General features: G+C 69.8%; 18 protein-coding genes and 1 tRNA gene. 8 read left to right on the plus strand and 11 right to left on the minus strand.

What is annotated here, in order from left to right; all coding sequences use genetic code 11:
• Positions 1–9 precede the first annotated feature (9 nt).
• Positions 10–801, minus strand: a complete 792-nt coding sequence (locus H8B22_RS08890) for a glycosyltransferase family 2 protein (protein ID WP_187713594.1) — start codon at positions 799–801, stop codon at positions 10–12.
• Here H8B22_RS08890 and H8B22_RS08895 point away from each other — a divergent pair.
• Positions 797–1,849: a CDP-glycerol glycerophosphotransferase family protein gene (locus H8B22_RS08895; RefSeq protein WP_187713595.1), complete on the plus strand. Its 1,053-nt coding sequence runs from the start codon at positions 797–799 to the stop codon at positions 1,847–1,849. The genes H8B22_RS08890 and H8B22_RS08895 overlap by 5 nt on opposite strands.
• Before the next feature lie 26 nt (positions 1,850–1,875).
• Here H8B22_RS08895 and H8B22_RS08900 read toward each other — a convergent pair whose 3' ends face one another.
• From H8B22_RS08900 to H8B22_RS08910, 3 genes are all read right to left on the minus strand, one after another.
• Positions 1,876–3,306, minus strand: a complete 1,431-nt coding sequence (locus H8B22_RS08900) for a PH domain-containing protein (RefSeq protein WP_225876337.1) — start codon at positions 3,304–3,306, stop codon at positions 1,876–1,878.
• A gap of 76 nt (positions 3,307–3,382) precedes the next feature.
• Positions 3,383–3,880: a PH domain-containing protein gene (locus H8B22_RS08905; protein WP_187711091.1), complete on the minus strand. Its 498-nt coding sequence runs from the start codon at positions 3,878–3,880 to the stop codon at positions 3,383–3,385.
• 2 nt (positions 3,881–3,882) lie between these two features.
• Positions 3,883–4,812 (minus strand): lauroyl acyltransferase, encoded by a 930-nt coding sequence (locus tag H8B22_RS08910; protein ID WP_187711092.1) that lies wholly within the window; start codon positions 4,810–4,812, stop codon positions 3,883–3,885.
• Positions 4,813–4,916: 104 nt separating this feature from the next.
• Between H8B22_RS08910 and dtd the strand changes: the two genes are divergently transcribed.
• The 3 genes from dtd (at position 4,917) to H8B22_RS08925 (ending at position 7,521) form a co-directional block, all read left to right on the plus strand.
• Entirely contained in the window at positions 4,917–5,357 is a 441-nt protein-coding gene (gene dtd / locus H8B22_RS08915) for a D-aminoacyl-tRNA deacylase (protein ID WP_187711093.1), read from the plus strand.
• A gap of 142 nt (positions 5,358–5,499) precedes the next feature.
• Positions 5,500–7,362 (plus strand): RNA polymerase sigma factor RpoD, encoded by a 1,863-nt coding sequence (gene rpoD, locus H8B22_RS08920; RefSeq protein ID WP_187711094.1) that lies wholly within the window; start codon positions 5,500–5,502, stop codon positions 7,360–7,362.
• A gap of 86 nt (positions 7,363–7,448) precedes the next feature.
• Positions 7,449–7,521: transfer RNA gene (locus H8B22_RS08925), tRNA-Ile, on the plus strand.
• Positions 7,522–7,634: 113 nt separating this feature from the next.
• On the opposite strand, the gene prpF is transcribed toward H8B22_RS08925, so the two are convergent.
• The 7 genes from prpF to H8B22_RS08960 all read right to left on the minus strand — a co-directional run bounded on the left by prpF (position 7,635) and on the right by H8B22_RS08960 (position 19,421).
• Positions 7,635–8,837 (minus strand): 2-methylaconitate cis-trans isomerase PrpF, encoded by a 1,203-nt coding sequence (gene prpF, locus H8B22_RS08930; protein ID WP_187711095.1) that lies wholly within the window; start codon positions 8,835–8,837, stop codon positions 7,635–7,637.
• Positions 8,838–8,944: 107 nt separating this feature from the next.
• Positions 8,945–9,394 carry an SRPBCC family protein gene (locus H8B22_RS08935; protein ID WP_187711096.1) on the minus strand — a complete coding sequence of 150 codons (450 nt, stop codon included), beginning with the start codon at positions 9,392–9,394 and terminating at the stop codon, positions 8,945–8,947.
• Between the two features lie 155 nt (positions 9,395–9,549).
• Complete coding sequence (gene acnD / locus H8B22_RS08940) at positions 9,550–12,168, minus strand: Fe/S-dependent 2-methylisocitrate dehydratase AcnD (protein WP_187711097.1); 2,619 nt, start codon at positions 12,166–12,168, stop codon at positions 9,550–9,552.
• A gap of 350 nt (positions 12,169–12,518) precedes the next feature.
• Positions 12,519–13,184 (minus strand): molybdenum ABC transporter ATP-binding protein, encoded by a 666-nt coding sequence (modC, locus tag H8B22_RS08945; RefSeq protein WP_187711098.1) that lies wholly within the window; start codon positions 13,182–13,184, stop codon positions 12,519–12,521.
• Complete coding sequence (modB, locus tag H8B22_RS08950) at positions 13,171–13,896, minus strand: molybdate ABC transporter permease subunit (protein WP_225876174.1); 726 nt, start codon at positions 13,894–13,896, stop codon at positions 13,171–13,173. The genes modC and modB overlap by 14 nt, the downstream gene beginning before the upstream one ends.
• 1 nt (position 13,897) lies before the next feature.
• Positions 13,898–14,668, minus strand: coding sequence for a molybdate ABC transporter substrate-binding protein (gene modA / locus H8B22_RS08955; protein WP_187711099.1), 771 nt, complete (start codon positions 14,666–14,668; stop codon positions 13,898–13,900).
• A 280-nt stretch (positions 14,669–14,948) separates the two neighbouring features.
• Positions 14,949–19,421, minus strand: a complete 4,473-nt coding sequence (locus H8B22_RS08960; protein ID WP_225876175.1) for a DEAD/DEAH box helicase — start codon at positions 19,419–19,421, stop codon at positions 14,949–14,951.
• 250 nt (positions 19,422–19,671) lie between these two features.
• Here H8B22_RS08960 and H8B22_RS08965 point away from each other — a divergent pair, with 250 nt between their 5' ends.
• From H8B22_RS08965 to hemC, 4 genes are all read left to right on the plus strand, one after another.
• Positions 19,672–20,367 (plus strand): alpha/beta hydrolase, encoded by a 696-nt coding sequence (locus tag H8B22_RS08965; protein WP_187711101.1) that lies wholly within the window; start codon positions 19,672–19,674, stop codon positions 20,365–20,367.
• Positions 20,368–20,376: 9 nt separating this feature from the next.
• Complete coding sequence (locus tag H8B22_RS08970; protein ID WP_187711102.1) at positions 20,377–21,501, plus strand: sensor histidine kinase; 1,125 nt, start codon at positions 20,377–20,379, stop codon at positions 21,499–21,501.
• Positions 21,498–22,232: a LytR/AlgR family response regulator transcription factor gene (locus H8B22_RS08975; protein WP_187711103.1), complete on the plus strand. Its 735-nt coding sequence runs from the start codon at positions 21,498–21,500 to the stop codon at positions 22,230–22,232. Before H8B22_RS08970 ends, H8B22_RS08975 begins: the two co-directional genes overlap by 4 nt.
• 605 nt (positions 22,233–22,837) lie before the next feature.
• Complete coding sequence (hemC, locus tag H8B22_RS08980; RefSeq protein ID WP_187711104.1) at positions 22,838–23,752, plus strand: hydroxymethylbilane synthase; 915 nt, start codon at positions 22,838–22,840, stop codon at positions 23,750–23,752.
• The last annotated feature ends 14 nt before the right edge of the window (positions 23,753–23,766 follow it).

Below are 23,766 nucleotides of genomic sequence, written 5' to 3' on the forward strand. Positions count from 1 at the left end.
GTCGTACTCCTACGGCGCCTGCCCGTTCTGCAGGAGCCACAGCATGATGGTCTTCTGCCGCACGTAGTTGGCGCGCACGTAGGCGTAGACCAGGCCGTGCCAGCCATCGCGGAAGCCGCCGCGCAGCAGGTAGCCGCGCCAGAAGCGCCACGCCGGCGATACGATCAGCTTGCCCAGCGTCGCGCGCTTGCCGCGGGCGAAATCGTGCTGCGCCATCATCCGCGCGTAGCGCTGGGTCTTCTGCAGTTGCTGCTCGAGCGAGCGGTACGGGTGGTGGACGAGGTCGCCGCGCAGCGTGCGCACCGCGCCATCGACGCTCGCCGCTTCGTGGACCTCGCGCGTGCCGCGCCAGCCGCCGCGGCGGCGGTCGAACAGACGCAGCACGCGATCGGGATAGGCATTACCGTGGCGCAGGAACTTGCCGAAGTACTCGCTCAGGCGGGCGAAGCGGAAGCCGGCGGCGTCGCCGAAACCGCGGCCACGTTCGGCCTCGATCGCGCCGCGCAGCGTGGCATCGACGCGTTCGTCGGCGTCCAGGCACAGCACCCAGTCGTGCATGCACTGATCGACCGCGAACTGCTTCTGGCTGCGGAAACCGTCGAACGGCCGCAGCAGCACGCGTGCGCCCAGGCGCTGCGCGATCTCGACGGTCGCATCGGTCGAATGCGAGTCGACCACGACGATCTCGTCGCAGAACGCCAGCGACGCGATGCAGTCGGCGATGCGGTCGGCCTCGTTGAACGTGATAATGCAGGCCGATAGCGGGACACGGTCCGGTGAGGCAGGCGAGGAAGCGTTGATGGCGGATTACCTGTTGTTCGCGACAGAGCGCTATGCGTTGCCCATCCTGCAACCGCTGGCGCACGCCCTGCAAGCGCAGGGCCATGGCGTGCACGCCTGGTTCGTCGATGGCGCCGCCGGCGCGAGGCTGCCGGCGCCGGTGCACATGGTCGGCCTGCGCGAAGCGGTGGCGCTGCGGCCGCACGCGGTGTTCAGCGCGGCGAACTGGGTGCCGACGTTCGTGGGCGGGGCGAAGGTGCAGCTGTTCCACGGTTTCAACGTGGAGAAACGCTCGGACGAACGCGGGCATTTCCGCGTGCGCGGCCTGTTCGACCTGTACTGCACGCAGGGCCCGGCCACGACCGCGCCGTTCCGCGCACTGGCGGCGCGCGAGCGCCATTTCGCCGTGGTCGAAACCGGCTGGCCCAAGCTCGACCCGCTGTTCCGTGACGACGACGGTTCGGCCGCCGCGCTGCGCGCGCCCGCGGGCACGCGGTCGGTGGTGATGTTCGCCTCGACCTTCACCGAACGCCTCAGCGCCGCCCCGCACCTGTTCGACGCGATCGCCGCCGAAGTCGCGCGCGGCGAGCGCTACTGGCTGCTCACCCTGCACCCGAAGTGCCCGCCCGAACTGTTCGCGCGCTACCGCGCGCTGGCCGGGGCGAACGCGGCCTTCATCGAGACCGAACAGCTGGTCGCCGCGCAGCGCGCCGCGGACGTGCTGGTCGCCGATACCACTTCGGTGGTGTCGGAATTTGTCATTCAGCGCAAGCCGGTGGTGACGTTCCGCAACCGCGCGCCCAAGCCGCACATGCTGGACTTCATCGATCCGGCGCAATTAGCGGCGATGCTCGAGCGCGCCTTTGCCCCGGATGCCGCGTTGCAGGCGGCGCTGGCGGCGTATGCCGATGCGATCCATCCGTACCGGGACGGCCGTTCCTCCGAGCGCGTGATCGCCGCGACGCAGGCGCTGGCGCGCGGCGAACTCGGCACGCTCGCGCGCAAGCCGCTGGCGTCGCTGTGGCGTGGGCTGCAGATCCGCCGCGAGCTGGGTTACTGGGGTCGCTGACTAACGCCGCTGCCCAGCCGGCACGCTCACCAGCGCAGCGGACGCCGCGCCAGCGTGCGCGACAAGCGTTCGTACAGCGCGACCGCGTCGGCTTCGGGCAGGAAACGCACGCGCAGCGGTGGCGCCATCGCGCCGGCGCCGGCGGTGTCCAGCCACAGGGTCGCGGTGCCGCAGCGGCGGTCGAGCGGATTGCGGGTGAGCTGCAGCGCCTGCAGCTTGTCGATCTCGGCGAATCGCCAGTGCCGGCTCCACCAGCCTTCGCGTACGGCGACGAGTTCGTCGTTCACCGCATAGCCCGCGGCGCGGACGTGGCGCCGGGCGATGTACGCGGTCCACGGCAGCCACAGCAGCACGAGCAGCGCCCAGACGCCGATCCACCACGCGGCGATCGCAGTGAACAGGAGCGCGAACGGCAGGCCGGGCAGGGCCAGCCGCCACCACGCACGCGCGGGCAGCGCACGCCAGTCGAGCTGCGCCCACGCCGCACGCGGCAGCAGGTGTTCGATCAGCGCGTCGCAGGCCGCGGGCGTGGCCACCGGCGCGAGTTCGCGCAGCGCGCGCGGCTGGTTCTGCTGTTCGGCGACGGCGGTGTCGATGTCGAGGCTGCGGCGCTTCAGCAACCGGTGCATCAGTGTCTCGCGCAGCGTCCAGGCCTGGATGCGGCGACGCGAGGCACTGGTGCGCCAGCGCGCGAGCAGGCCGCGTTCCACCGTGAGCCGGCGCCCGCTTTCGCTCAGGCGGAAGCCGTAGTACTGCAGCAGCGCCAGCAGGATCGAGAACAGGCGCAACAGCGCGACCACCAGCAGCACCAGGCTGACGCCGGCCACGGCCAGGGAGACCGGGTGCTGCGTGCCGTTGTCGCTGGCCCAGCCGAGCGCCCATTGGCCCCAGTGCTCGATCAGGTTGGGCATGAGCCGCGGACTGAATTGCGAGAGGCCACCGACGGCGGCGCCGATGAGGATCAGGCCGCGGTTCGACACCAGCCCCAGGCGCACGACTTCGCCGGGCGGCAGCGCCAGCAGCGGCGTCGGCGCCACGGCGGTAGCGGCGGGCTCGACGGCGGCACCGCGGCGGCGCACCAGCGCCTCCAGTGCGAGTGCATCGGCCAACTTGAGCACGCGCATTTCCGCTTCGGGTTTCTGCCCGCCCGCGGATTCCAATCGCACTTCGGCGACGCCGAAGAGGCGATGCAGCACCGACTGCTGCAGGCCCACGTTGTGGATCCGCGCGAACGGGATCACCCGCACGCTACGTTCGAGCAGGCCGCTGCGCACGACCAGCGCGTCGCCGCTGACGCCGTAGCGGTAGGTGAGGTAGCGCCACACCGCCGTCAGCGCGAGCGCGCCCACGCCGATGAGCGGCCACAGTTCGTTGCGGTCGCCGCCGAAGAAGAACGCCGCGACCAGCGGCACGATGAACTGCTTGAGCTGCTGCAGCAGCACGAACAGCCAGGACATCGGGTGCAGGCGCTGGTCGACGCGGATGGCGTCGCCCCCGGGCGCTGGTTGCGGACTGGCTTCCACGACGGGCGAATCAGTCGTCGTCATGGTCGATCTGCCGGCCCAGCACGTCGCGCAGGCGTTCGGCGTCGCCTTCGTCCAGGTGCGCCAGGGTGACGGCGCTGTGGCGCGTGCCGGCGGTGTGCACGACCAGCGTCGCCAGCCGACGGCGGCGCTGCAGCGGGCCGCGCTTGAGGTCGAGGTGCTGCACGCGCGTCGCCGGCACGCGCGTCTCGCGCTGGAACATCCGTCCGCGCCGGATCGCGATGCCGTCCTCGTCCAGGCGCCACGCGACGTGGCGGAACTGCCGCAGCCCCAGCCATAGCCCGCCGAGCGCGACCACCACCACGCCGCAGAGCGCGCCGAGCAGGCCGGGCCCGTCGAGCGCGGTGCCCAGCACGAATCCCGCGAACGCCGCCGGAATCGCCAAGCCCATGCGCGACAGCACGAACAGCGCCCGCGCCCGCGCCGGCAGTGGTTGCCAGTCCGCCATCGACGGTGCCGGCGGCATCGTTGCGACTGCCTCGTTCATGCTCAGCGTATCCCCCGGTACGGATTGTCGTAGCCGCTGCCCGACGGCCGCAGCGTATAGCGCTTGTACGTCCACTGGTACTGCGTCGGATCGCGCCGCGCGATGCGTTCGAGCGCGGCATTGAGCGCAGTAACGGCAACGATCGGATCGGCATCGCCGACAGCGTCCGGCGCGGCTTCCACGTGCAGGGCGAAGGCGGGCTGGCCATCGCGGCCGCTGTCGAGGCGCTCGCACCAGGCGAACACCACCGCCGCGCCGGTGCGATGGGCGAGCCGACCCAGCAGGGTCATCGTCAACGCGGGTACGCCGAAGAAGGGGGCGAACTCGCCATCGCCCTGCTTGGGCTGCTGGTCGGGCAGGATGCCCACCACGCCGCCGTCCTTGAGCAGCTTGAACAGCTGGCGCACGCCCGGCCCTTCGGCGCGGACCTGGGTGACGCGCGCGGCGTTGGCGTCGTCGGCGCGCACGCGGCGCAGGAAGGCATCGCCGACCGGGGATTCCGGCGGCGCATACAGGATCGCCAGCGGCGTGTGCGCCGCGAGCCACTGGTTGAGCAGTTCCCAGTTGCCGTAATGCGGCGCCGCCACGATCACGCCGCGCCCGGCGCGGATCGCCGCGTCGAAGCGGTCGACGCCGTGTTCCTCGCGGATCAGCGCGAGGTTCTCGGCGTGCGGCCGGGTCCACAGCCGCAGCGTCTCGATCGCCTGCCGCGCGGTCGTGCGCACGATGCGCTGCTGCAGTTCCTCGCGTTGCGCGGGGAGCAGCGCGGGTTCGATGAGTTCGAGGTTGCGGCGCGCAACGCGGGCTTCGCGGGTGTTACGCCGCAGCATCAGCGCCGCCGCCGCATCGCCCAGCCGCAGCAACCACGGCCAGGGCAGACGGGTGAGCAGCGAAGCGAAGGCGTACAGGACGCGGGCGATGAGGTCATGCATGGGCCCGCGAGTGTAGCGTCGCGGTGCCGCGCTCCCGCAGTTGGCGTGTCGCGTTCGCGCGCGGGCCCGTAGGATTCGTGTCCCTTCCTTTCGCATCCGACCGCATGCTTGCCCTGATCCAGCGCGTCACCGAAGCCCGCGTCAGCGTCGATGGCGAAACCGTCGGCGCCATCGGCCCCGGCCTGCTCGCCCTGGTCGGGGTCGAGCCCGGCGATGGCGCCGCACAGGTCGCCCGCATGGCCGAACGCCTGCTGGGCTACCGCGTCTTCGACGACGGGCAGGGGCGGATGAACCTCAGCCTGGCCGACACCGGCGGCGGCCTGCTGCTGGTCAGCCAGTTCACCCTGGCGGCCGACACCCGCAAGGGCATGCGCGCCGGCTTCCAGACTGCCGCCGCGCCGGAGGCAGCTGAACCCGTGTTCAGCCAGCTGCTGGCAACGTGCCGGCAAAAGCACGCGCCGGGGGTGGAAACCGGGCGGTTCGGTGCCCATATGGTGGTCAGCCTGGTCAACGACGGACCGGTGACCTTCCTGCTCAAGGCGTAGGGCGGGCTCCAGCCCGCCATCCCACGGAAGCACCCCGGGGTCCCTCGGCCGCCTCCGTTGGATCAGGCCACCCGCCCGGCAGTACCCGCTTCCGCTGGTATAATGCTTGGTTCCCTTAGTACCCCTTCCCGGTGTCCACTTCATGGCCAACGAACGTCCAGCGCCCCAGTCCGACATCAAGCAGCTGATCAGCAAGGGCCTGGAACAGGGCTACCTGACCTACGCCGAAGTCAACGACCACCTCCCCGACGACATGGTCGACGCGGAGCAGATCGAAGACATCATCGGCATGATCAACGGCATGGGCATCGAGGTGCACGAAGTTGCGCCCGACGCCGAGACCCTGCTGCTCGCCGGCGAGGCGAGCCCGGGCGGCCGTGATGTCGACGAAACCGCTGCCGAAGAAGCCGCGGCCGCGCTGACCTCGCTCGATGGCGAAGGCGGCCGCACCACCGACCCGGTGCGCATGTACATGCGCGAGATGGGCACGGTCGAGCTGCTGACCCGCGAAGGCGAAATCGCCATCGCCAAGCGCATCGAGGAAGGCCTGAACCAGATGCAGGCCGCGCTCGCCTCGTTCCCGGCGACGATCCAGCAGATCCTCGGCGACTACGAGATCCACAAGACCGGCAAGAAACGCCTGGCCGAAATCGTGGTGGGCTTCCTCGACGCCGAGCCCGAACCCGAGCCGGTGCCGGCCGCGGCCGCCGAGGTCGATGCCGACGCGGAAGAGGATGACGACGTCGAAGTCGCCGGTGGCGACGACGAAGCCGCCGACGAGGGCCCGACCGGTCCGGATCCGCTCGAAGTCGCCGCGCGCATGGAGAAGATCGCCGATGCGTGGGGTCGCTTCGAGAAGGGCTACGCCAAGCACGGTCCGGCCCACAAGACGGTGCTCAAGGCGCGCGAGGAAATGGCGGAAGTCTTCGTCACCCTCAAGCTGCCGCTCGGCCTGACCGACACGCTGGTGAAGAACCTGCGCGAGGTGCAGAACCAGGTCAAGGACCACGAGCGTCGCATCCTCGATCTGTCCACCCGCGTCGCCCGCATGCCGCGCAAGGACTTCATCCGCGCCTGGGAAGGCAACCAGACCAACCTGGGCTGGGTCGATGAAGTGCTCAAGCGCAAGCAGAAGTGGTCGTCGGGCCTGCGCGACGTCAAGGACCAGATCGTTTCCGAACAGGAAGCCACCATCGCCATCGAAGGCGCGAACTTCCTGACCCTGGCCGACCTCAAGGACATCACCCGCGCGATGGCCTACGGCGAAGCCAAGGCACGCAAGGCGAAGAAGGAAATGGTCGAGGCCAACCTGCGCCTCGTGATCTCCATCGCCAAGAAGTACACCAATCGCGGCCTGCAGTTCCTCGACCTGATCCAGGAAGGCAACATCGGCCTGATGAAGGCGGTCGACAAGTTCGAATACCGGCGCGGCTACAAGTTTTCGACCTATGCGACCTGGTGGATCCGCCAGGCGATCACCCGCTCGATCGCCGACCAGGCGCGCACCATCCGTATCCCGGTGCACATGATCGAGACGATCAACAAGCTCAACCGCATTTCCCGCCAGATGCTCCAGCAGTACGGCCGCGAGGCCACGCCGGAGGAGCTGGCCAAGGAAATGGACATGCCGGAAGACAAGATCCGCAAGGTCATGAAGATCGCGAAGGAACCGATCTCCATGGAGACGCCGATCGGCGACGACGAGGATTCGCACCTGGGCGACTTCATCGAGGACACCAACGTGGAGTCCCCGGTGGATGCGACGACCAACATCAACCTCTCGGAAACCGTGCGCGACGTGCTCGCCGGCCTGACCCCGCGGGAAGCCAAGGTGCTGCGCATGCGCTTCGGCATCGATATGAACACCGACCACACGCTGGAAGAAGTCGGCAAGCAGTTCGACGTCACCCGCGAGCGCATCCGCCAGATCGAAGCGAAGGCGCTGCGCAAGCTGCGCCACCCGAGCCGTTCGGAACAGTTGCGTTCGTTCCTCGATATCGACTGAGTTCGCCCGCACCGATGCAACGCGAAGCCCCGCCAAGTGCGGGGCTTCGTGTTTTCGGCGGAGTGCCGCCATAATTGCGCCGCGACGGGCCTATAGCTCAATGGTTAGAGCAGAGGACTCATAATCCTTTGGTTCCAGGTTCGAGTCCTGGTGGGCCCAGTACCGAGCGCGCAGCGCGAACTTCTTCGTCTTCTTCTCTACTTTTCCGTGGCTGCACCGCTAGGCGATGCAGTGTCCCGCGATGAAGCAGGTTGGCGGCGCGGAAGTTTCCTTCAGAACGAATCGGCCGGCACGCGCACCGCGCCTTCCATCAGCACGCGCGCGCTGCGGCTCATGATCGCCTTGGTAACGGTCCACTGGCCGTCGACGCGTTGCGCCTGCGCGCCGACGCGCAACGTGCCGGAGGGATGGCCGAAGCGCACTGCTTCGCGGCCCTTGTCGGTGATGGCTCCGCCGCCGGCGGCGAGGTTCACCAGGGTGCCGGGGATCGATGCGGCGGTGCCGATGGCGACCGCGGCCGTGCCCATCATCGCGTGGTGCAGCTTGCCCATCGACAGTGCGCGCACGTGCAGGTCGATCTCGCTGGCGGCGATGTGCTTGCCGCTGGAGGCGACGTAATCCTGCGCCGGCGCGACGAAGGCGACCTTCGGGGTGTGCTGGCGCGTGGCGGCGTCTTCGACCTTCGCGATCAGGCCCATGCGCACCGCGCCGTGCGCCCGGATCGCCTCGAACTTCGCCAGCGCGGCCTTGTCGTCGTTGATCGCCGGCTGCAGTTCGGTGCCGCTGTAACCCAGCTCGGCGGCGTTAAGGAAAATGGTCGGGATGCCGGCATTGATCAGCGTGGCCTTGAGCGTGCCCACGCCGGGCACTTCGAGGTCGTCGACGAGGTTCCCGGTCGGGAACATCGCGCCGCCGCCTTCGCCTTCATCGGACGGGTCGAGGAACTCCAGCTGGATCTCCGCGGCCGTGAAGGTCACGCCGTCGAGCTCGAAATCGCCGGTTTCCTGCACTTCGCCATTGCTGACCGGCACGTGCGCGACGATGGTCTTGCCGATGTTCGCCTGCCAGATGCGCACGACCGCGGTGCCGTCGCGCGGGATGCGCGACGCATCGACCAGGCCGTTGGCGATCGCGAACGGGCCGACCGCGGAAGACAGGTTGCCGCAGTTGCCGCTCCAGTCGACGAAGGCGGTGTCGATCGAGACCTGGCCGTAGAGGTAGTCGACGTCGTGATCGGGCACGTCCGACTTCGCGATGATCACGCACTTGCTGGTGCTCGACGTCGCGCCGCCCATGCCGTCGGTGTGCTTGCCGTAGGGATCGGGCGAACCGATCACGCGCATCAGCAGCGCATCGCGCGCCGGCCCGACCACCTGCGCCGCCTGCGGCAGGTCCTGCAGGCGGAAGAACACGCCCTTGCTGGTGCCGCCGCGCATGTAGGTGGCGGGGATGCGGAGTTGCGGGGCGTGGGTCATGGCGTGCTCGGAGTTGAGTGTTTGCCGTCTCCCGATGCGGCGAGCGACCTGCTGTTCTTCGCGACTGAAGCAGGTCCTTCGCTACGCTCGGGATGACGGTGATGGGGTCAGGGATTGTCGGGGATATTCGGTTCGACCAGCTGCGCGAGCAGGGCCAGCGATTCCTGCCAGCCCAGGTAGCAGAACTCGACCGGAATCGCGTCGGGAATGCCCTGCTGGACGATGTGCAGTTCGGTGCCGCACAGCACCGGCTTCAGCGTCACCGTCACTTCCATCACGCCGGGCAGTCCGGGATTTTCGAACTGGTCGTTGTAGCGCAGCTTCTCGTTCGGCACGAGTTCGAGGTAGGTGCCACCGAACGAATGGCTGCTGCCGGTACCGAAGTTGGTGAACGACATGCGGTAACTGCCGCCGACGCGCGCATCCATCGCATGGACCTTGCCGGTGAAGCCGTGCGGCGGCAGCCACTTCGCCATCGCCTCGGGATCGAGGAAGGCGCGGTAGACGCGATCGGCGGGGGCCTTGAGGACGCGGTGCAGGGTGACGGTTCCGGGCATGTCGTTACTCCTTGTTCAACGGTGGGTTTGGGGGCCTTACCGGTTAACGACGAACGAGAATTTCAAGTTTCGACAACGACCGTCTCGACAACGACCGCCGCCCGCTGGCACCGGGCCGGCTTGAAACCGACCCGAGCCGCACCGGGGCGACGCTATCAGGCCGCCTGCGCCGACTCCAGGAAGTCATTGGCAAAGCGCTGCAGCACGCCGCCGGCCTCGTAGATCGACACTTCCTCGGCGGTGTCGAGGCGGCAGGTCACCGGCACCTCCACGCGCTCGCCGTTCTTGCGGTGGATCACCAGCGTCAGCGTCGCGCGCGGCGTACGCGCGCCGAGCACGTCATAGGTCTCGGTGCCGTCGATGCCGAGCGTGGTGCGGTTGGTGCCGGGCAGGAATTCCAGCGGCAGCACGCCCATGCCGATCAGGTTGGTCCGGTGAATCCGTTCGAAACCTTCCGCGGCGATCGCTTCCACGCCGGCCAGACGCACGCCCTTCGCCGCCCAGTCGCGCGAGGAGCCCTGGCCGTAGTCGGCGCCGGCGATGATGATCAGCGGCTGGCGACGTTCCATGTAGGCCTCGATCGCTTCCCACATGCGCGTGACCTGGCCTTCCGGTTCGACGCGCGTCAGCGAGCCCTGCTTCACGCTGCCATCGGCGTTGCGCACCATCTCGTTGAGCAGCTTCGGATTGGCGAACGTCGCGCGCTGCGCGGTGAGGTGGTCGCCGCGGTGGGTGGCGTACGAATTGAAGTCTTCTTCCGGCAGGCCCATCTTCGCCAGGTATTCGCCGGCGGCACTGTCGAGCAGGATCGCGTTCGACGGCGACAGGTGGTCGGTGGTGATGTTGTCGCCGAGCACCGCGAGCGGACGCATGCCGCTGAGCGTGCGTTCGCCCGCGAGCGCGCCTTCCCAGTACGGCGGACGGCGGATGTAGGTCGATTGCGGGCGCCAGTCGTACAGCGGGCTGATCTTCTCGCCGTGTTCGACGCTGAACTTGAACATCGGGTCGTACACGCGGCGGAAATGTTCGGGCTTCACGTTCGCGGCGACGACGGCGTCGATTTCCTCGTCCGTCGGCCAGATGTCCTTGAGCGTGACCGCATGGCCCTGCGCGTCGACGCCGAGCACGTCCTTCTCGATGTCGAAGCGCACCGTGCCGGCGATCGCATAGGCGATGACCAGCGGGGGCGAGGCGAGGAAGGCCTGCTTCGCATACGGATGGATGCGGCCGTCGAAGTTGCGGTTGCCAGACAGCACCGCGGTCGCGTACAGGTCGCGCTCGATCACTTCCTTCTGGATCGCAGGATCCAGCGCGCCGCTCATGCCGTTGCAGGTGGTGCAGGCGAAACCGACGATGCCGAAACCGAGCTGCTCGAGTTCCGGCAGCAGCTTGGCTTCTTCCAGATACAGCTGCACGGCCTTGGAGCCGGGTGCGAGCGAGGTCTTCACCCACGGCTTGCGGGTGAGGCCGCGTGCATTGGCATTGCGCGCGAGCAGGCCCGCGGCGATCACGTTGCGCGGGTTGCTGGTGTTGGTGCAGCTGGTGATCGCGGCGATGATCACCGCGCCGTCGGGCATCAGACCCTGTGCTTCCTCGGCCTTGCCGGTCTCCAGCTTGGCTTCGTCGGCGATGCCGCGTTCGGCCAGTGCCGAAGTCGGCAGGCGCTTGTGCGGATTGGACGGGCCGGCGAGGTTGCGCACGACGGTCGACAGATCGAAGCTCAACGTGCGTTCGTATTGCGCGGTCTTCAGCGCATCCGCCCACAGGCCGGTCTGCTTCGCATAGGTCTCGACCAGCTTGACCTGCGCATCGTCGCGGCCGGTCAGGCGCAGGTAGTCGAGGGTGTTGCCGTCGATGAAGAACATCGCCGCGGTCGCGCCGTATTCGGGCGCCATGTTGGAGATCGTCGCGCGGTCGCCCAGCGTCAGCGCCGCGGCGCCTTCGCCACGGAATTCCAGATACGCACCGACGACCTTCGACTGGCGCAGGAATTCGGTCAGCGCCAGCACGACGTCGGTGGCGGTGATGCCGGGCGCAGGTTTGCCGGTGAGTTCCACGCCGATGATGTCGGGCAGGCGCATCCACGAGGCGCGGCCGAGCATCACGCTCTCGGCTTCCAGACCGCCGACGCCGATCGCGATCACGCCCAGCGCGTCGACGTGCGGGGTGTGGCTGTCGGTGCCGACGCAGGTATCGGGGTAGGCGACGCCGTCCTGGGTGAAGATCACTGGCGACATCTTCTCCAGATTGATCTGGTGCATGATCCCGTTGCCCGGCGGGATCACGTCGACGTTGCGGAACGCCTTCTTCGTCCAGTTGATGAAGTGGAAGCGGTCTTCGTTGCGGCGGTCCTCGATCGCGCGGTTCTTCGCGAAGGAGCCCTGGTCGAAACCGGGTGCTTCCACCGCCAGCGAGTGGTCGACGATCAGCTGGGTCGGCACCACCGGATTGATCTGCGCAGGATCGCCGCCCTTGTCCGCGATCGCATCGCGCAGGCCGGCGAGGTCGACCAGCGCGGTCTGGCCGAGGATGTCGTGGCAGACCACGCGCGCGGGGAACCACGGAAAGTCGAGGTCGCGGCGGCGTTCGATCAGCTGGGTCAGGTACGCATCGAGCATGGCCGGCTCGGCGCGGCGCACCAGGTTCTCGGCGTGCACGCGCGCGGTGTAGGGCAGCGTGTCCCAGGCGCCGGGCTTGAGGGCTTCGACCGCGGCGCGGGCATCGAAGTAATCGAGCGACGTGCCCGGGAGCGGCTTGCGGTAGTTGGTATTCATGGCGGCGGCTTCGAGTCGATGCGGTGGGCGACGGACGACGACGCGGCGCGGCCATCGTCGTGTGCGCGGGAGCGACGGCTGCGGGATTCCGCAGCGACCCGGCAATTATCCCGCAATCGCGCGGTCGGGATCGGGTTCGGCTGTGAAATGCGGGCCGGACGGCCCTGGCGCAAGGCTGCTTTCGTCAGCTGTGCAGCCCGGGTAAGGCCGCAGGCGGCACGCGGGGTCTGATGGCGCAAACCCGCACGCCGTATGACGTGGCGCGCGGCCGCGCGCTGAGCTGCACGGTTTGCCGGAGGCAGTCGCGGCGCGGTGCGCTGCGCTTACCCGGGCTACGACATCAACGAAATTCAGGCATTCGCGGGAATTCGGGCGGTTTCGTCGCCCAACCGCCCGCGTTCCATCAGCAGCACCCGGTCGGCGAGGAACTCGACCTCGGCGCGCGCGTGGGTCACGTACAGCATCGGGATGCGCGTTTCGTCCTTCACCCGCTTCAGGAACGGCAGGATCTGCTGCTTCAGGCGCTCGTCCAGCGACGACAGCGGTTCGTCGAGCAGTAGCAGGCGCGGCGAATACAGCAGCGCGCGGCCCAGCGCCACGCGCTGGCGTTCGCCACCGGAGAGCAGGGCGGGGCGGCGCTCGAGCAGGTGGCCGATCTCCAGCAGCTGCAGCACCGTGTCGAAGGTGAGCAGGCGCCGCTCGGGCGGCAGGCGGGCGTGGCCGTACAGCAGGTTGTCGCGCACGCTCAGGTGCGGGAACAGCTGCCCGTCCTGGAACACCAGGCCGAAATGGCGTTGCCACGCCGGCACGAAGACCCGGCGGGCACGATCGACCAGCACCTCGTCGTCCATGCGCAGCTGGCCGGACTGTGGCTTGAGCAAGCCCGCGATCAGCAGCAGCAAGGTGCTCTTGCCCGAACCCGACGGCCCGCAGATGCCGGTGACGCCACCGGCGAGTTCGGCGCGCGCATCCAGGTGGAAGCTGCCGCGCGCGTAGGCGAAGTCAAAGCTCAGCATGCGCGGCCCGATGGTCGCTGAAGCCCAGGCGCCGTTCGGCGCGCGCGCCGAGCCAGTGGCTCACCAGCAGCGCCGCGACCGCAAGCGCGATCGACAGCAGGGCCAGGCGCATCGCGCCGGCCTCGCCATCGGGCACGTGGGTGAGCGAGTAGATCGCCAGCGGCAGCGTGCGGGTTTCGCCGGGGATGTTGCCGACGAAGGCCATGGTCGCGCCGAATTCGCCCAGGCTGCGCGAGAAGCACAGCACGCAGCCGGCGATCAGGCCGGGCATGGCGAGCGGCAGGGTGATCGTCGCGAACACGCGCCACGGCCGCGCGCCCAGCGTCGCGGCCGCGTGTTCCAGGCGCGCGTCGATCAGGCGGAAGGCGAGGCGGATCGGCTGCACCATCAGCGGGAACGCCATCACCGCCGAGGCCAGCACCGCGCCCTTCCAGGTGAAGGCGACGACGATGCCGAAGGTGGCTTCGAGCCAGCGGCCGAGCGGCCCCTGCGTGCCCAGCAGCAACAGCAGCAGGTAACCGGGCACCACCGGTGGCAGCACCATCGGCAGCTGCACCAGCGCATCGATCAGGAAGCGGCCGGGGAAGCGGCGGCGTTCCAGCCACCAGGCCAGGGCGATGGCGGGAGGCAGGCACACGGCCGTGGCGCACAGCGCGACCTTGGCCGAGAGCCACAGCGCCTGGGTTTCCTCCGGTGACAACCACGCGGTCACGTCAGTCCTTCGGCACGGTGAAGCCGTGGCGGCGGAAGATCGCCGCGGCCTGCGGCGAACGCAGGAAGCGCAGGAAGGCCGCCGCTTCCGGGCGTGCGTCGCGGGTCAGCGCGAACGGATAGACGATCGGCGCATGCGTCTGCGCCGGGAACGCCGCGACGGTGGCGACCGCGCCACTGATGCGCGCGTCGGTCGCGTAGACGATGCCGGCACCGCATTCGCCGCGTTCGACGAAGGCCAGCGCCGTGCGCACGTCGTCGGTACCGACGATGCGGCCCTGCAGCGGCTGCCACCAGCGCAGGTGCTCCAGCGCCTGCTTGGCGTAGATGCCGACCGGCACCACGCCCGGTTCGCCGGTGCACAGCTTGCCCTTGAACGCCGCGGCGATGGCGAAGCCGGGTTGCATCCGCGCCTTGAACGCCTTGCCGGCCGGCGCGATCAGCACCAGGGTGTTGCCGAGCAGGTTGGCGCGTGTGGCGGAGTCGATGCGGCCACGCTGGTCGAGGTAGTCCATCCACTTCAGGTCGGCCGAGGCGTAGAGGTCGGCGGGGGCGCCGGCTTCCACCTGCTTGGCCAGCGCGGACGAGGCGCCGAAGGCCAGGCTCGGCTGCGGATGGCCGGCGCGCTTCCACTGCGAGGCGACTTCGTTGAGCGCGTCGGTGAGGCTGGCGGCGGCGAAGACGCGCACCGGTTGTTCCGTGGCAGGCGCGGCCGCATGCAGCGAACCGCAGGCCAGCAACGCGCTCAGGAGGAGGCAGCGGAGGATGCGCATGGGGGCGGCGCCGTCGGGAGGTCCGGCGATTCTGCCGCATGTGGCGCGGATGGGGCGTTACGTAACGTTTGCGTAGCCCGGGTAAGGCCGAAGGCCGCACCCGGGGTCGAAGCTCGCCGCAGCCGTGCCGAATAGCCGAGTAGCCCGGGTAAGCGCAGCGCACCCGGGTCGGGCTTGGCGGGGCAGAACTCGCACGCCGTATGACGTGGCGCGCGGCGGCGCGTTGAACTGCACGGTTTTCCGGAAATAGTCGCGGCGCGGTGCGCTGCGCTTACCCGGGCTACGGGCTAGCGTCGGGGGACGGAGTGTTCGCACTCGCAGCTGCGTCCTCGTGCAGCCAGGCGGCGAGGCCGCCGGACAGGTCGAGGCCGACGGCGTGCAGTTCCGGTTCGCGCATCAGCACCTTGTGCGCGCTGCGTTGCTCGGCGGCCGGCAGCTCGGCCAGCCAAGCGATCTCGCCGGCGACCAGGGTTGCCACCGGCACGCCGTCGCGCCACAGCACGCGCGCACCGAGCTGGCGCGGCACCTTGGCGCCGGCGACGACGGTGCCGACCAGGTTGAGCGGATCGAGCGCGGACAGCGCGAGCCACGCGCCATCGGGTGCGCGCTTGCGCACCTGGCGCAATGCGGCGATCGCTTCGGGCAGGGCGAACTGTTCGCCCGCCAGGCCGGCGATGAAGCGGCCGCCGCGGATCTCGCCGCGCGCTTCGAGGCGGTGGTAGACGCGCAGCAGTTCGCGCCACGACGGCAGCCACGGCGCCTCGCGTTCGAGCACGCGCCAGCTCACCACACCGTAGCGGCGCAGCAGGGTGCGGGCGATGTGTTCGATGTTCTCGGCGTCGAGGGCCGCGCTGCTTCCCGCGCTTGCGGCGCGCCGCGTCAGCGTCCAGCGCCCCGCATCCTCGATGCCGAGCAGCGCGGCGCGGCGGCCACGGCGGCCGAACGCTGCCGGGCGCTTCGACTGCGGCACCAGCAACGCGCGCAGGCCGGCGTAGCTGTCGCAGGTGACGCGGCCGCGCGCGACCAGTTCGGCCAGCGCGTCTTCCAGCTCGGTGTGCAGCAGGTGCGCACCGGCGACCAGTTCGTCGAAGAACGAGGCGCCGTGTTCTTTCAGGTAATCGGCCACGCGCTGCGCGCGCGAGGACAGCGCCGGGCCTTCGTCGAGCGAGCCCGCGGTCAGCGGCGTCCAGTGACCGAGGTGGCGGCGCGGCAGCAGCACGATCGGGGTGGCGCGGACCGGCGCGCTGCGGCCGTTGCCGCTGGCCTCGCCGCTCGCACCGCGCAACCGCGCCCAGGCGATGCGGCCGGCGGTGCACAGGTCGTCCAGCCACGAGATCGAATAGTCGTTGACGCGCGCCGGCAGCAGCTCGGCCTCCCACGCGCCGGCCGGCGCCTCGAAGCCTTCCAGTTGCGCCAGCACGCCGGCCAGCGCTTCCGGCCCGCTGACCCGCGCCGATTTCGACACGCGCTGCCAATCGCACAGGAAGCGCATGAAGTCGCGCGGCTCGACCGGCTCGATCTCGCGGCGCAGCTTGCCGATGGTGTAGCGGTGGATGCGCGCGAGCAGGTGGCGTTCGCACCATTCCTCCTCGATCGCGTGCGGCGAGAAGCGCCCGCGCATCACGTAGCCTTCGGTTTCGAGCTGCACCAGCGCGAAGTCGATGTCCGATTGCGGTAGCGCGAGCGATGCGGCGAGGGCGGCGGCCGGTGTCGGGCCGAGGCCGGTCAGGTGCGAGCGCAGCAGTTCGACCAGCGCGTCCTCGCGGGTCCAGGCTTCCTGTGCGAATTCGGCGGGTGCCTCGATCACAGGTTCGCGCGCCGCACCCGGATGCACGGCGTGGGCCTGCAGCAATCGTTCGGCGGCGAACCACAACCCCGTGCCGATCCCGAGCCGCGTGGCGCGATGGTCCTTTGCCAGCCGCTGCAACCATGGCGTCCAGGCATGCGCCTCGGCATCGTCCTGGGTGACGCAGCCCAGCCCCATCAGCGCGTCGTGCATCTCGTCGGCGTTGCGCACCTGCGGCCAGGCCTGTTCGCGCACGTCCTCGATCGCGGCGGGGTCGAGTCGGCCGAGGTCGTCGGCACTGTCCGCATCGGCATAGCGGCGCGCCATCACCGCCTGCGTGCGGCGCTCCTCCAGCGGCGCGTCGTCGAGGAACGCATACGGCCGCGCGTTCAACGCCTCGGCGGCGAACGGCGACGGCGCGGTGAGGTCGCGCGCGACCACCTTGACCTCGCCGCTTTCCATTTTCCGCAGCAGGGCCAGCCAGCCCTCGGTGTCCATCGCCTCGTGCAGGCAGTCGTCCAGCGTCTGCGCGACCAGCGGGTGGTCGGGCACCTCGCGCTCGCCGACGATGTTTTCCTGGCACGCGACCTGGTCGGGGAACACCGTCGCCAGCAGGTCTTCCGATTTCATCCGCTGCAGCTGCGGCGCGACCTTCTTGCCGCCGACGAAGCGCGGCAGGGCCAGCGCGGTGGTCGCGTTCCAGCGCCAGCGCACGCCGAACAGTGGCGCGTCGAGCAGGGCCTGGACCAGCACATGCTCGGCGGAGGACGAGTGCAGGTAGTTGGCGACTTCGATCAGCGGGAAGCTGTGGCTGGTCGATAGCGACAGCACGATTGCGTCCTCGGTCGCCGCCGCCTGCAGTTCGAAATTGAACTTGCGGCAGAAGCGCTTGCGCAGCGCCAGCCCCCAGGCGCGGTTGAGCCGGCTGCCGTAGGGCGAATGGATGATCAGCTGGGTGCCGCCGGATTCGTCGAAGAAGCGCTCCAGCGCGATCGTGTCCTGGGTCGGCAGCAGGCCGTAGGACGCGTGCTGGCGGCCGAGGTAGTCGGCCAGTTGCACCGCGGCCGCGGGGGCGAGGCCGACGTCGTCGACCAGCCAGCGCGCGGCCTTGGCGGTCGCGCCTTCGCTGCTGATGGCCTCGGCCACCTGCGCGGTCCCGTTGTCCGGACTGGCGAAGGCGAGGCGCGACGCCACCTCCGCGCGCAACCGCGACACCCCGTGCGACAACTCGTCGGTGCGCCCGGGCGCCTCGCCGAGCCAGAACGGGATGCTCGGCGGCATGCCCTGCGCGTCTTCCACGCGCACGCGGCCGGGCTCGACGCGTAGGATGCGGTAGCTGGCGTTGCCGAGCTGGAAGATGTCGCCGGCGATGCTCTCGATGGCGAAGTCTTCGTTGATCGTGCCGATGTTCTGCGACTGCGGCTCGAGGACGACGTTGTAGTCGGCGGTGTCGGGAATGGTGCCGCCCGACATCACCGCGGTCATGCGCCCGCCGGCGCGGCCGCGCAGGCGCTTGTGCACGGCGTCGCGGTGCAGGTAGCCGGCGCGCGTGCCGCGGCGGGTGGTGAAGCCCTCCGACAGCATCTTCACCACCGCGTCGAAGTCCTTGCGCTGCAGCTGCGCGTACGGCCAGGCGCGGCGGAACCACTCAAACAGCGCGTCCTCTTCCCACTCGCGCGCGCAGGCCTCAGCGACGATCTGCTGCGCCAGCACGTCCAGCGGCGCCGGCGGCATCACCAGCGCGTCGAGTTCGCCGCGGCGCACGCAGTCGAGCAGCGCCGCGCATTCGGCCAGGTCGTCGCGCGAGGACGGGAACAGCCGGCCCTTGGGCACGCCGCCGACGTGGTGGCCGGAGCGTCCCACGCGCTGCAGGAACGCGGCGATAGCGCGCGGCGAGCCAAGCTGGCACACCAGGTCGACGTCGCCGATGTCGATGCCCAGTTCCAGCGACGCGGTCGCGACCAGCACCTTGAGCTGGCCGCTTTTCAGCCGCTGCTCGGCGTCCAGGCGCAATTCCTTGGCGAGGCTGCCGTGGTGCGCGGCGACGTGTTCCTTGCCGAGCTTCTCGCCGAGGTGGCGCGCGGCGCGCTCGGCCATGCGCCGGGTGTTGACGAAGACCAGCGTGGTCGCATGCTGCTCGACCAGTTCGGCGATGCGCGCGTAGACCTGTTCCCACTGGTCGTTCGACATCACCGCCTGCAGCGGCGTGGGCGGCACTTCCAGCGCGAGGTCGCGCTGCTTGGCGTAGCCGATGTCGACGATTTCGCAGTCCGGCGTGCCGTTCGCAGCGATGGCGCCGGCGCCGACGAGGAAGCGCGCGACTTCGTCGATCGGCTTCTGCGTCGCCGACAGGCCGACGCGGGTGAGGCGTCGGCCGCACAGCGCTTCCAGCCGCTCCAGCGACAGCGCGAGGTGGCTGCCGCGCTTGCTCGCGGCGACCGCGTGGATTTCGTCGACGATCACCGTGCGCGCGCTCGCCAGCATCGCGCGGCCGGAATCGGAACCCAGCAGCACGTACAGCGATTCGGGCGTGGTGACCAGGATGTGCGGTGGCTTCTTGCGCAGCTGCGCGCGCTCGCCCTGCGGCGTGTCGCCGGTGCGCACCGCGGTGCGGATCTCCACGTCGGGCAGGCCCTGACGCGCGAGTTCCTCGCGGATGCCTTCCAGCGGCGCCTCGAGGTTGAGGTGGATGTCGTTGGACAGCGCCTTCAGCGGCGAGACGTAGACGACGTGGGTTTCGTCGGACAGACCCTGTGCCAGGCCTTCGCGCACCAGCGCGTCGATCGCGGAGAGGAAGGCGGTGAGGGTCTTGCCCGAGCCGGTCGGCGCCGCGACCAGGGTGTTGCGGCCGGAGCGGATCGCCGGCCAGGCCAGCGCCTGCGCCTCGGTGGGCCCGGGAAAGGCGCGCTCGAACCACGCGGCGACCGCGGGATGGAAACCTGCCAGGGGCGGGGCGGAGGACGGCACCGCGCCATTATCCCGCCGCGCCGCCGGCGCGGCCTGAACGGTGCGGGCATCGCCCGGACGGGAAAAATTCAGGCGGATCTGGCCGTGCATCGCGGCACAGTGCGGCCGGCCGGTCTCATGTGGTGAGACTGCGGGTGGTCGCACGATGGGTTGCTTCGGCTGTGACCACGGTTGGCCATTGCAATGCTGGCGGGGCCTGCGGGCGTGCGGCGGCTTGGCTTCGCTCGCAGCGCGACCCCACAATGCCGGCATGAACGAATCCGCGTCCCCCTTGCTCGAAACCGTCGAACACGAAACCGGGCCTTCGCCGGCCTGGAGCGTGCTGTGGCTGCACGGCCTGGGCGCCGATGGCCACGACTTCGCCCCGATCGTGCCCGAGCTGGTGCAACGCGACTGGCCGGCGGTGCGCTTCGTGTTCCCGCATGCGCCGGTGCGCGCGGTGACGATCAACAACGGTGTGCGCATGCGCGCCTGGTACGACATCCGCGACATGAACCTCGCCAACCGTGCCGACGAGGCCGGCGTCGATGAATCGGTCGCGCAGACCGAGGCGCTGATCGCACGCGAGGCTGGACGCGGCATTCCCGCCTCGCGCGTGCTGCTGGCCGGCTTCTCGCAGGGCGGCGCCATCGCGCTGGCGACCGCGCTGCGCCGCACGCAACCGCTGGCGGGCGTGGTTGCGCTGTCGACCTACCTGCCGATGGCCGAGCGCCTCGCCGCCGAAGTCACCGCGCAGGCGCCGACGCAACCGCTGTTCATGGCGCATGGCCAGTTCGATCCGGTGGTGCCGTACGCCGGCGGCGATTTCAGCGCGCGCCGCCTGCGCGAGCTCGGCTTCAACGTCGACTGGCACGCCTATCCCATGGCGCACCAGGTCTGCGCGGAGGAAATCCGCGACCTGGGCGACTGGCTGGGGCGCCGCTTCGCCGCCGCGGACGCCGGCTGATCGCATCCCATGGCCGCCCGCGCCCCGAGCGACCCCTGGCTGCCCGACCTGTGCCGGCTGCCGCGCCTGGCGGTGATGCTGGGCATGGCCGAGCTGGTGGTGGTGGTGCTGGCGTTGGCGCCCGGCGGCGCGCATTGGGACCTGGAGCGCTTCGTCACCGGCAGCGGCTTCTCGTTGTGGCTGGCGCTCACCGCCGCGGTGCTGCTGTGCGTGTCGCGGCAATGGCTGTCGAAACTGTCGCAGCCGGTCGGCACCGCGCTGGCGTTGTTCGGCAGCGGCGCGATGGCGGCGCTGGGCGCGTCGATGGCCTTCGTGATCGACGACAGCCTCGGCTACGGCCTGGTGCCGCAGGGCGTCTCGATGGGCCGCTTCGCCTGGGGCTCGGCCGCGACCACCACGCTGATCGTGGCGGTGGTGCTGCGCTACCTCTACGTCAACGACGGCTGGGCGGCGCAGGTGCGCGCGAGCGCGCGCGCCGAGGCCGATGCGTTGCAGGCGCGGATCAAGCCGCACTTCCTCTTCAACAGCATGAACACCATCGCCGGCCTGGTGCGCAGCGATCCGGTGGTGGCCGAGCGTGCGGTGCTCGACCTGTCCGACCTGTTCCGCGCCGCGCTCGGTGCCGGCGAATCGGATTCGACCCTGCGCGAAGAGATCGAGCTATGCGAGCGCTACTTCGCGATTGAACAGCTGCGCCTGCGTGACCGCCTGCGCGTAGCCTGGCGCAAGGCCGAACCGCTGCCGTGGCGCATGCCGATGCCGCGCCTGGTGCTGCAGCCGTTGCTGGAGAACGCGGTGCTGCACGGCGTTTCGCGCCTGCCCGGCGGCGGCGAGATCGAAGTGGAGCTCGCCCAGCAGGGTGACGAACTGGCCGTGTGCATCCGCAACCCGGCGCCACCGCCGCGCGAAGGCGATGTCCTGCCGACGCTCGACGCCGGCAACCAGCCGCGCTCGGGTAACCGCCACGCACAGTTCAGCATCGCCCAGCGCCTGCGTTACACCTACGGTCCGCGCGCCCGGATGGTCGCGGGGTGGAACGAGGGCTACTATCAGGTCGACCTGCGGCTGCCGGTCGCGACCGGCGCGGCGGGCCCCGCGGCGACAGGCAACAGCACAGGCAAGAGGAACGCATGAAGGTAGTCATCGCCGACGACGAGCCCCTGGCACGCGAGCGACTGCGAGGGCTGCTGGCCGACATCAAGGGCGTGGAGATCGTCGCCGACGCCGCCGACGGCCACGAGGCGCTGCACGCCTGCGCGACCCACCATCCGGACCTGGTGCTGCTCGACATCGCCATGCCCGGCATCGACGGGCTCGAAGCCGCGCGCCACCTCGCCGCATTCGAACCGCGCCCCGCGGTGGTGTTCTGCACCGCCTACGACGCGCACGCGCTGTCGGCGTTCGAAGCCGAGGCCATCGACTACCTGGTCAAGCCCGTGCGTCCCGAACGCCTGGCCGCCGCCATCGACCGCGTGCGCACCTTCGCCGCCGGCCGCGTGCAGGCGACCACGTCCACCACCGCGCCGACGCAGCGCCGCACCCACCTGTGCGCGCGCCTGCGCGGCAGCCTGCGGCTGATCCCGGTCGAGGACGTGCATTACCTGCATGCGGAAGAGAAGTACGTCATCGTCCACCACGCGCGCGGCGAGGACCTGATCGAGGAGTCGCTGAAGTCGCTGGAAGAGGAATTCGGCGAACGTTTCGTGCGCATCCACCGCAACTGCCTGGTCGCGCGGCACGAGATCATCGAACTCAAGCGCAGCGCCGACGGCCACGTGCAGGCGGTCCTGCGCCACGGCAAGCAGCCGCTGGAAGTCAGCCGGCGGTGCGTGGCGGGGTTGCGGGATACGTTGAAGCACCTCTGAGGCGGCTGCGCCTGCCCTTGCTCGTCATCCCGGCGAAGGCCGGGATCCGGTGTCTTTGCCTTGAGGCCTTGAAGCCTTGAAGCTCGTCATCCCGGCGAAAGCCGGGATCCAGCCTTTGCTTTTGAAGCTTTAAACAGGAGCAAGGCTTTCGCGCCTGCGGCGCGAGTTACTTTCTTTTCTTGCCCAAAGAAAGGTAACCAAAGAAAGGGCCCCCCGGGGCTGCGCGCCCTCCGCTTCGCTACGGGTTCGCGGTCGGGCCGGGGTTTTTAGACAGGACATCCTGTCCTGTCGAAAAATGCGCGGCATCCTTGCCGCGCACCCTGCGGGCCTGATCCGTCCCGACCGCCGCTGCGCACTGGGCCCGGAGTCAAGATCAAGGGCCAAAGGCACGACACAGGCAAAGACAACAGCGGCGCCGCCTCACCCCTGTCCTGTCGAAAAATGCGCGGCATCCGTGCCGCGCACCCTGCGGGCCTTGTCAGTCCCGGCCGCCGCTGTGCACGGGGCCCGGGAGCAAGGTCAAGGGCAGGCAAAGGCAGCAGCAACAGCCTTCTTGCCGCAGCCGATTGCCTTGGGGCGCGGCCCAAACCGGCGATAATGCGCGCATGAACCTGCTCCGCATCGCCACCCGCAAGAGCCCGCTCGCCCTGTGGCAGAGCGAACACGTCGCCGCCGCGCTGCGCGCCGCGCATCCCGGTCTCGAGGTCGTGCTGGTGCCGATGAGCACGCGTGGCGACGAGGTCCTCGACCGCTCGCTCGCCGCGATCGGCGGCAAGGGCCTGTTCCTGAAGGAGCTGGAGCTGGCGATGCTGCGCGGCGAAGCCGACTGCGCGGTGCACTCGCTCAAGGACGTGCCGATGGAACTGGAGCCCGGCTTTGCCCTGCCGGCAATCCTGCAGCGCGCCGACCACGCCGACGCCTTCGTCAGCAACGCCTACGACGACATCGCCGCATTGCCGCAGGGCGCGGTGGTCGGCACCTCGTCGCTGCGCCGACAGGCGCAGCTGCGCGCGCTGCGGCCGGACCTGCAGCTGCGCGACCTGCGCGGCAACGTCAACACCCGCCTGGGCAAGCTCGATGCCGGCGAATACGACGCGATCGTGCTCGCCTGCGCGGGCCTGCAGCGCCTCGGCTTCGAGGCGCGCATCCGCTCGCGCATGGATGCGCCGCACTGGCTGCCGGCGCCGGCGCAGGGCGCCATCGCGATCGAATGCCGCGACGACGACGCCAGCACGCGCGCGCTGTGCGCCACGCTCGACCACGCCGACACGCGCACCTGCGTCGAAGCCGAGCGGGCGATGAACCGCGCGCTGCACGGCAGCTGCCACGTGCCGGTCGCGGCCTACGCGCAACTCGCTGGCGAACACCTGCACCTGCACGGCCTGGTCGGTTCCGCCGGCGACGGCCGCGCGGTGCGCGCGCAGGCGCAGGGTCGCGGCGATGCGCCCGAGTGCCTGGGCCTGGAAGTCGCCGACCTGCTGCGCGCGCAAGGGGCCGACGCCCTGCTCGGCTTGGACTGACCCGTTCGCACCGG

It is taken from the genome of Lysobacter terrestris (genome assembly GCF_014489475.1).
GTDB lineage: Bacteria > Pseudomonadota > Gammaproteobacteria > Xanthomonadales > Xanthomonadaceae > Agrilutibacter > Agrilutibacter terrestris.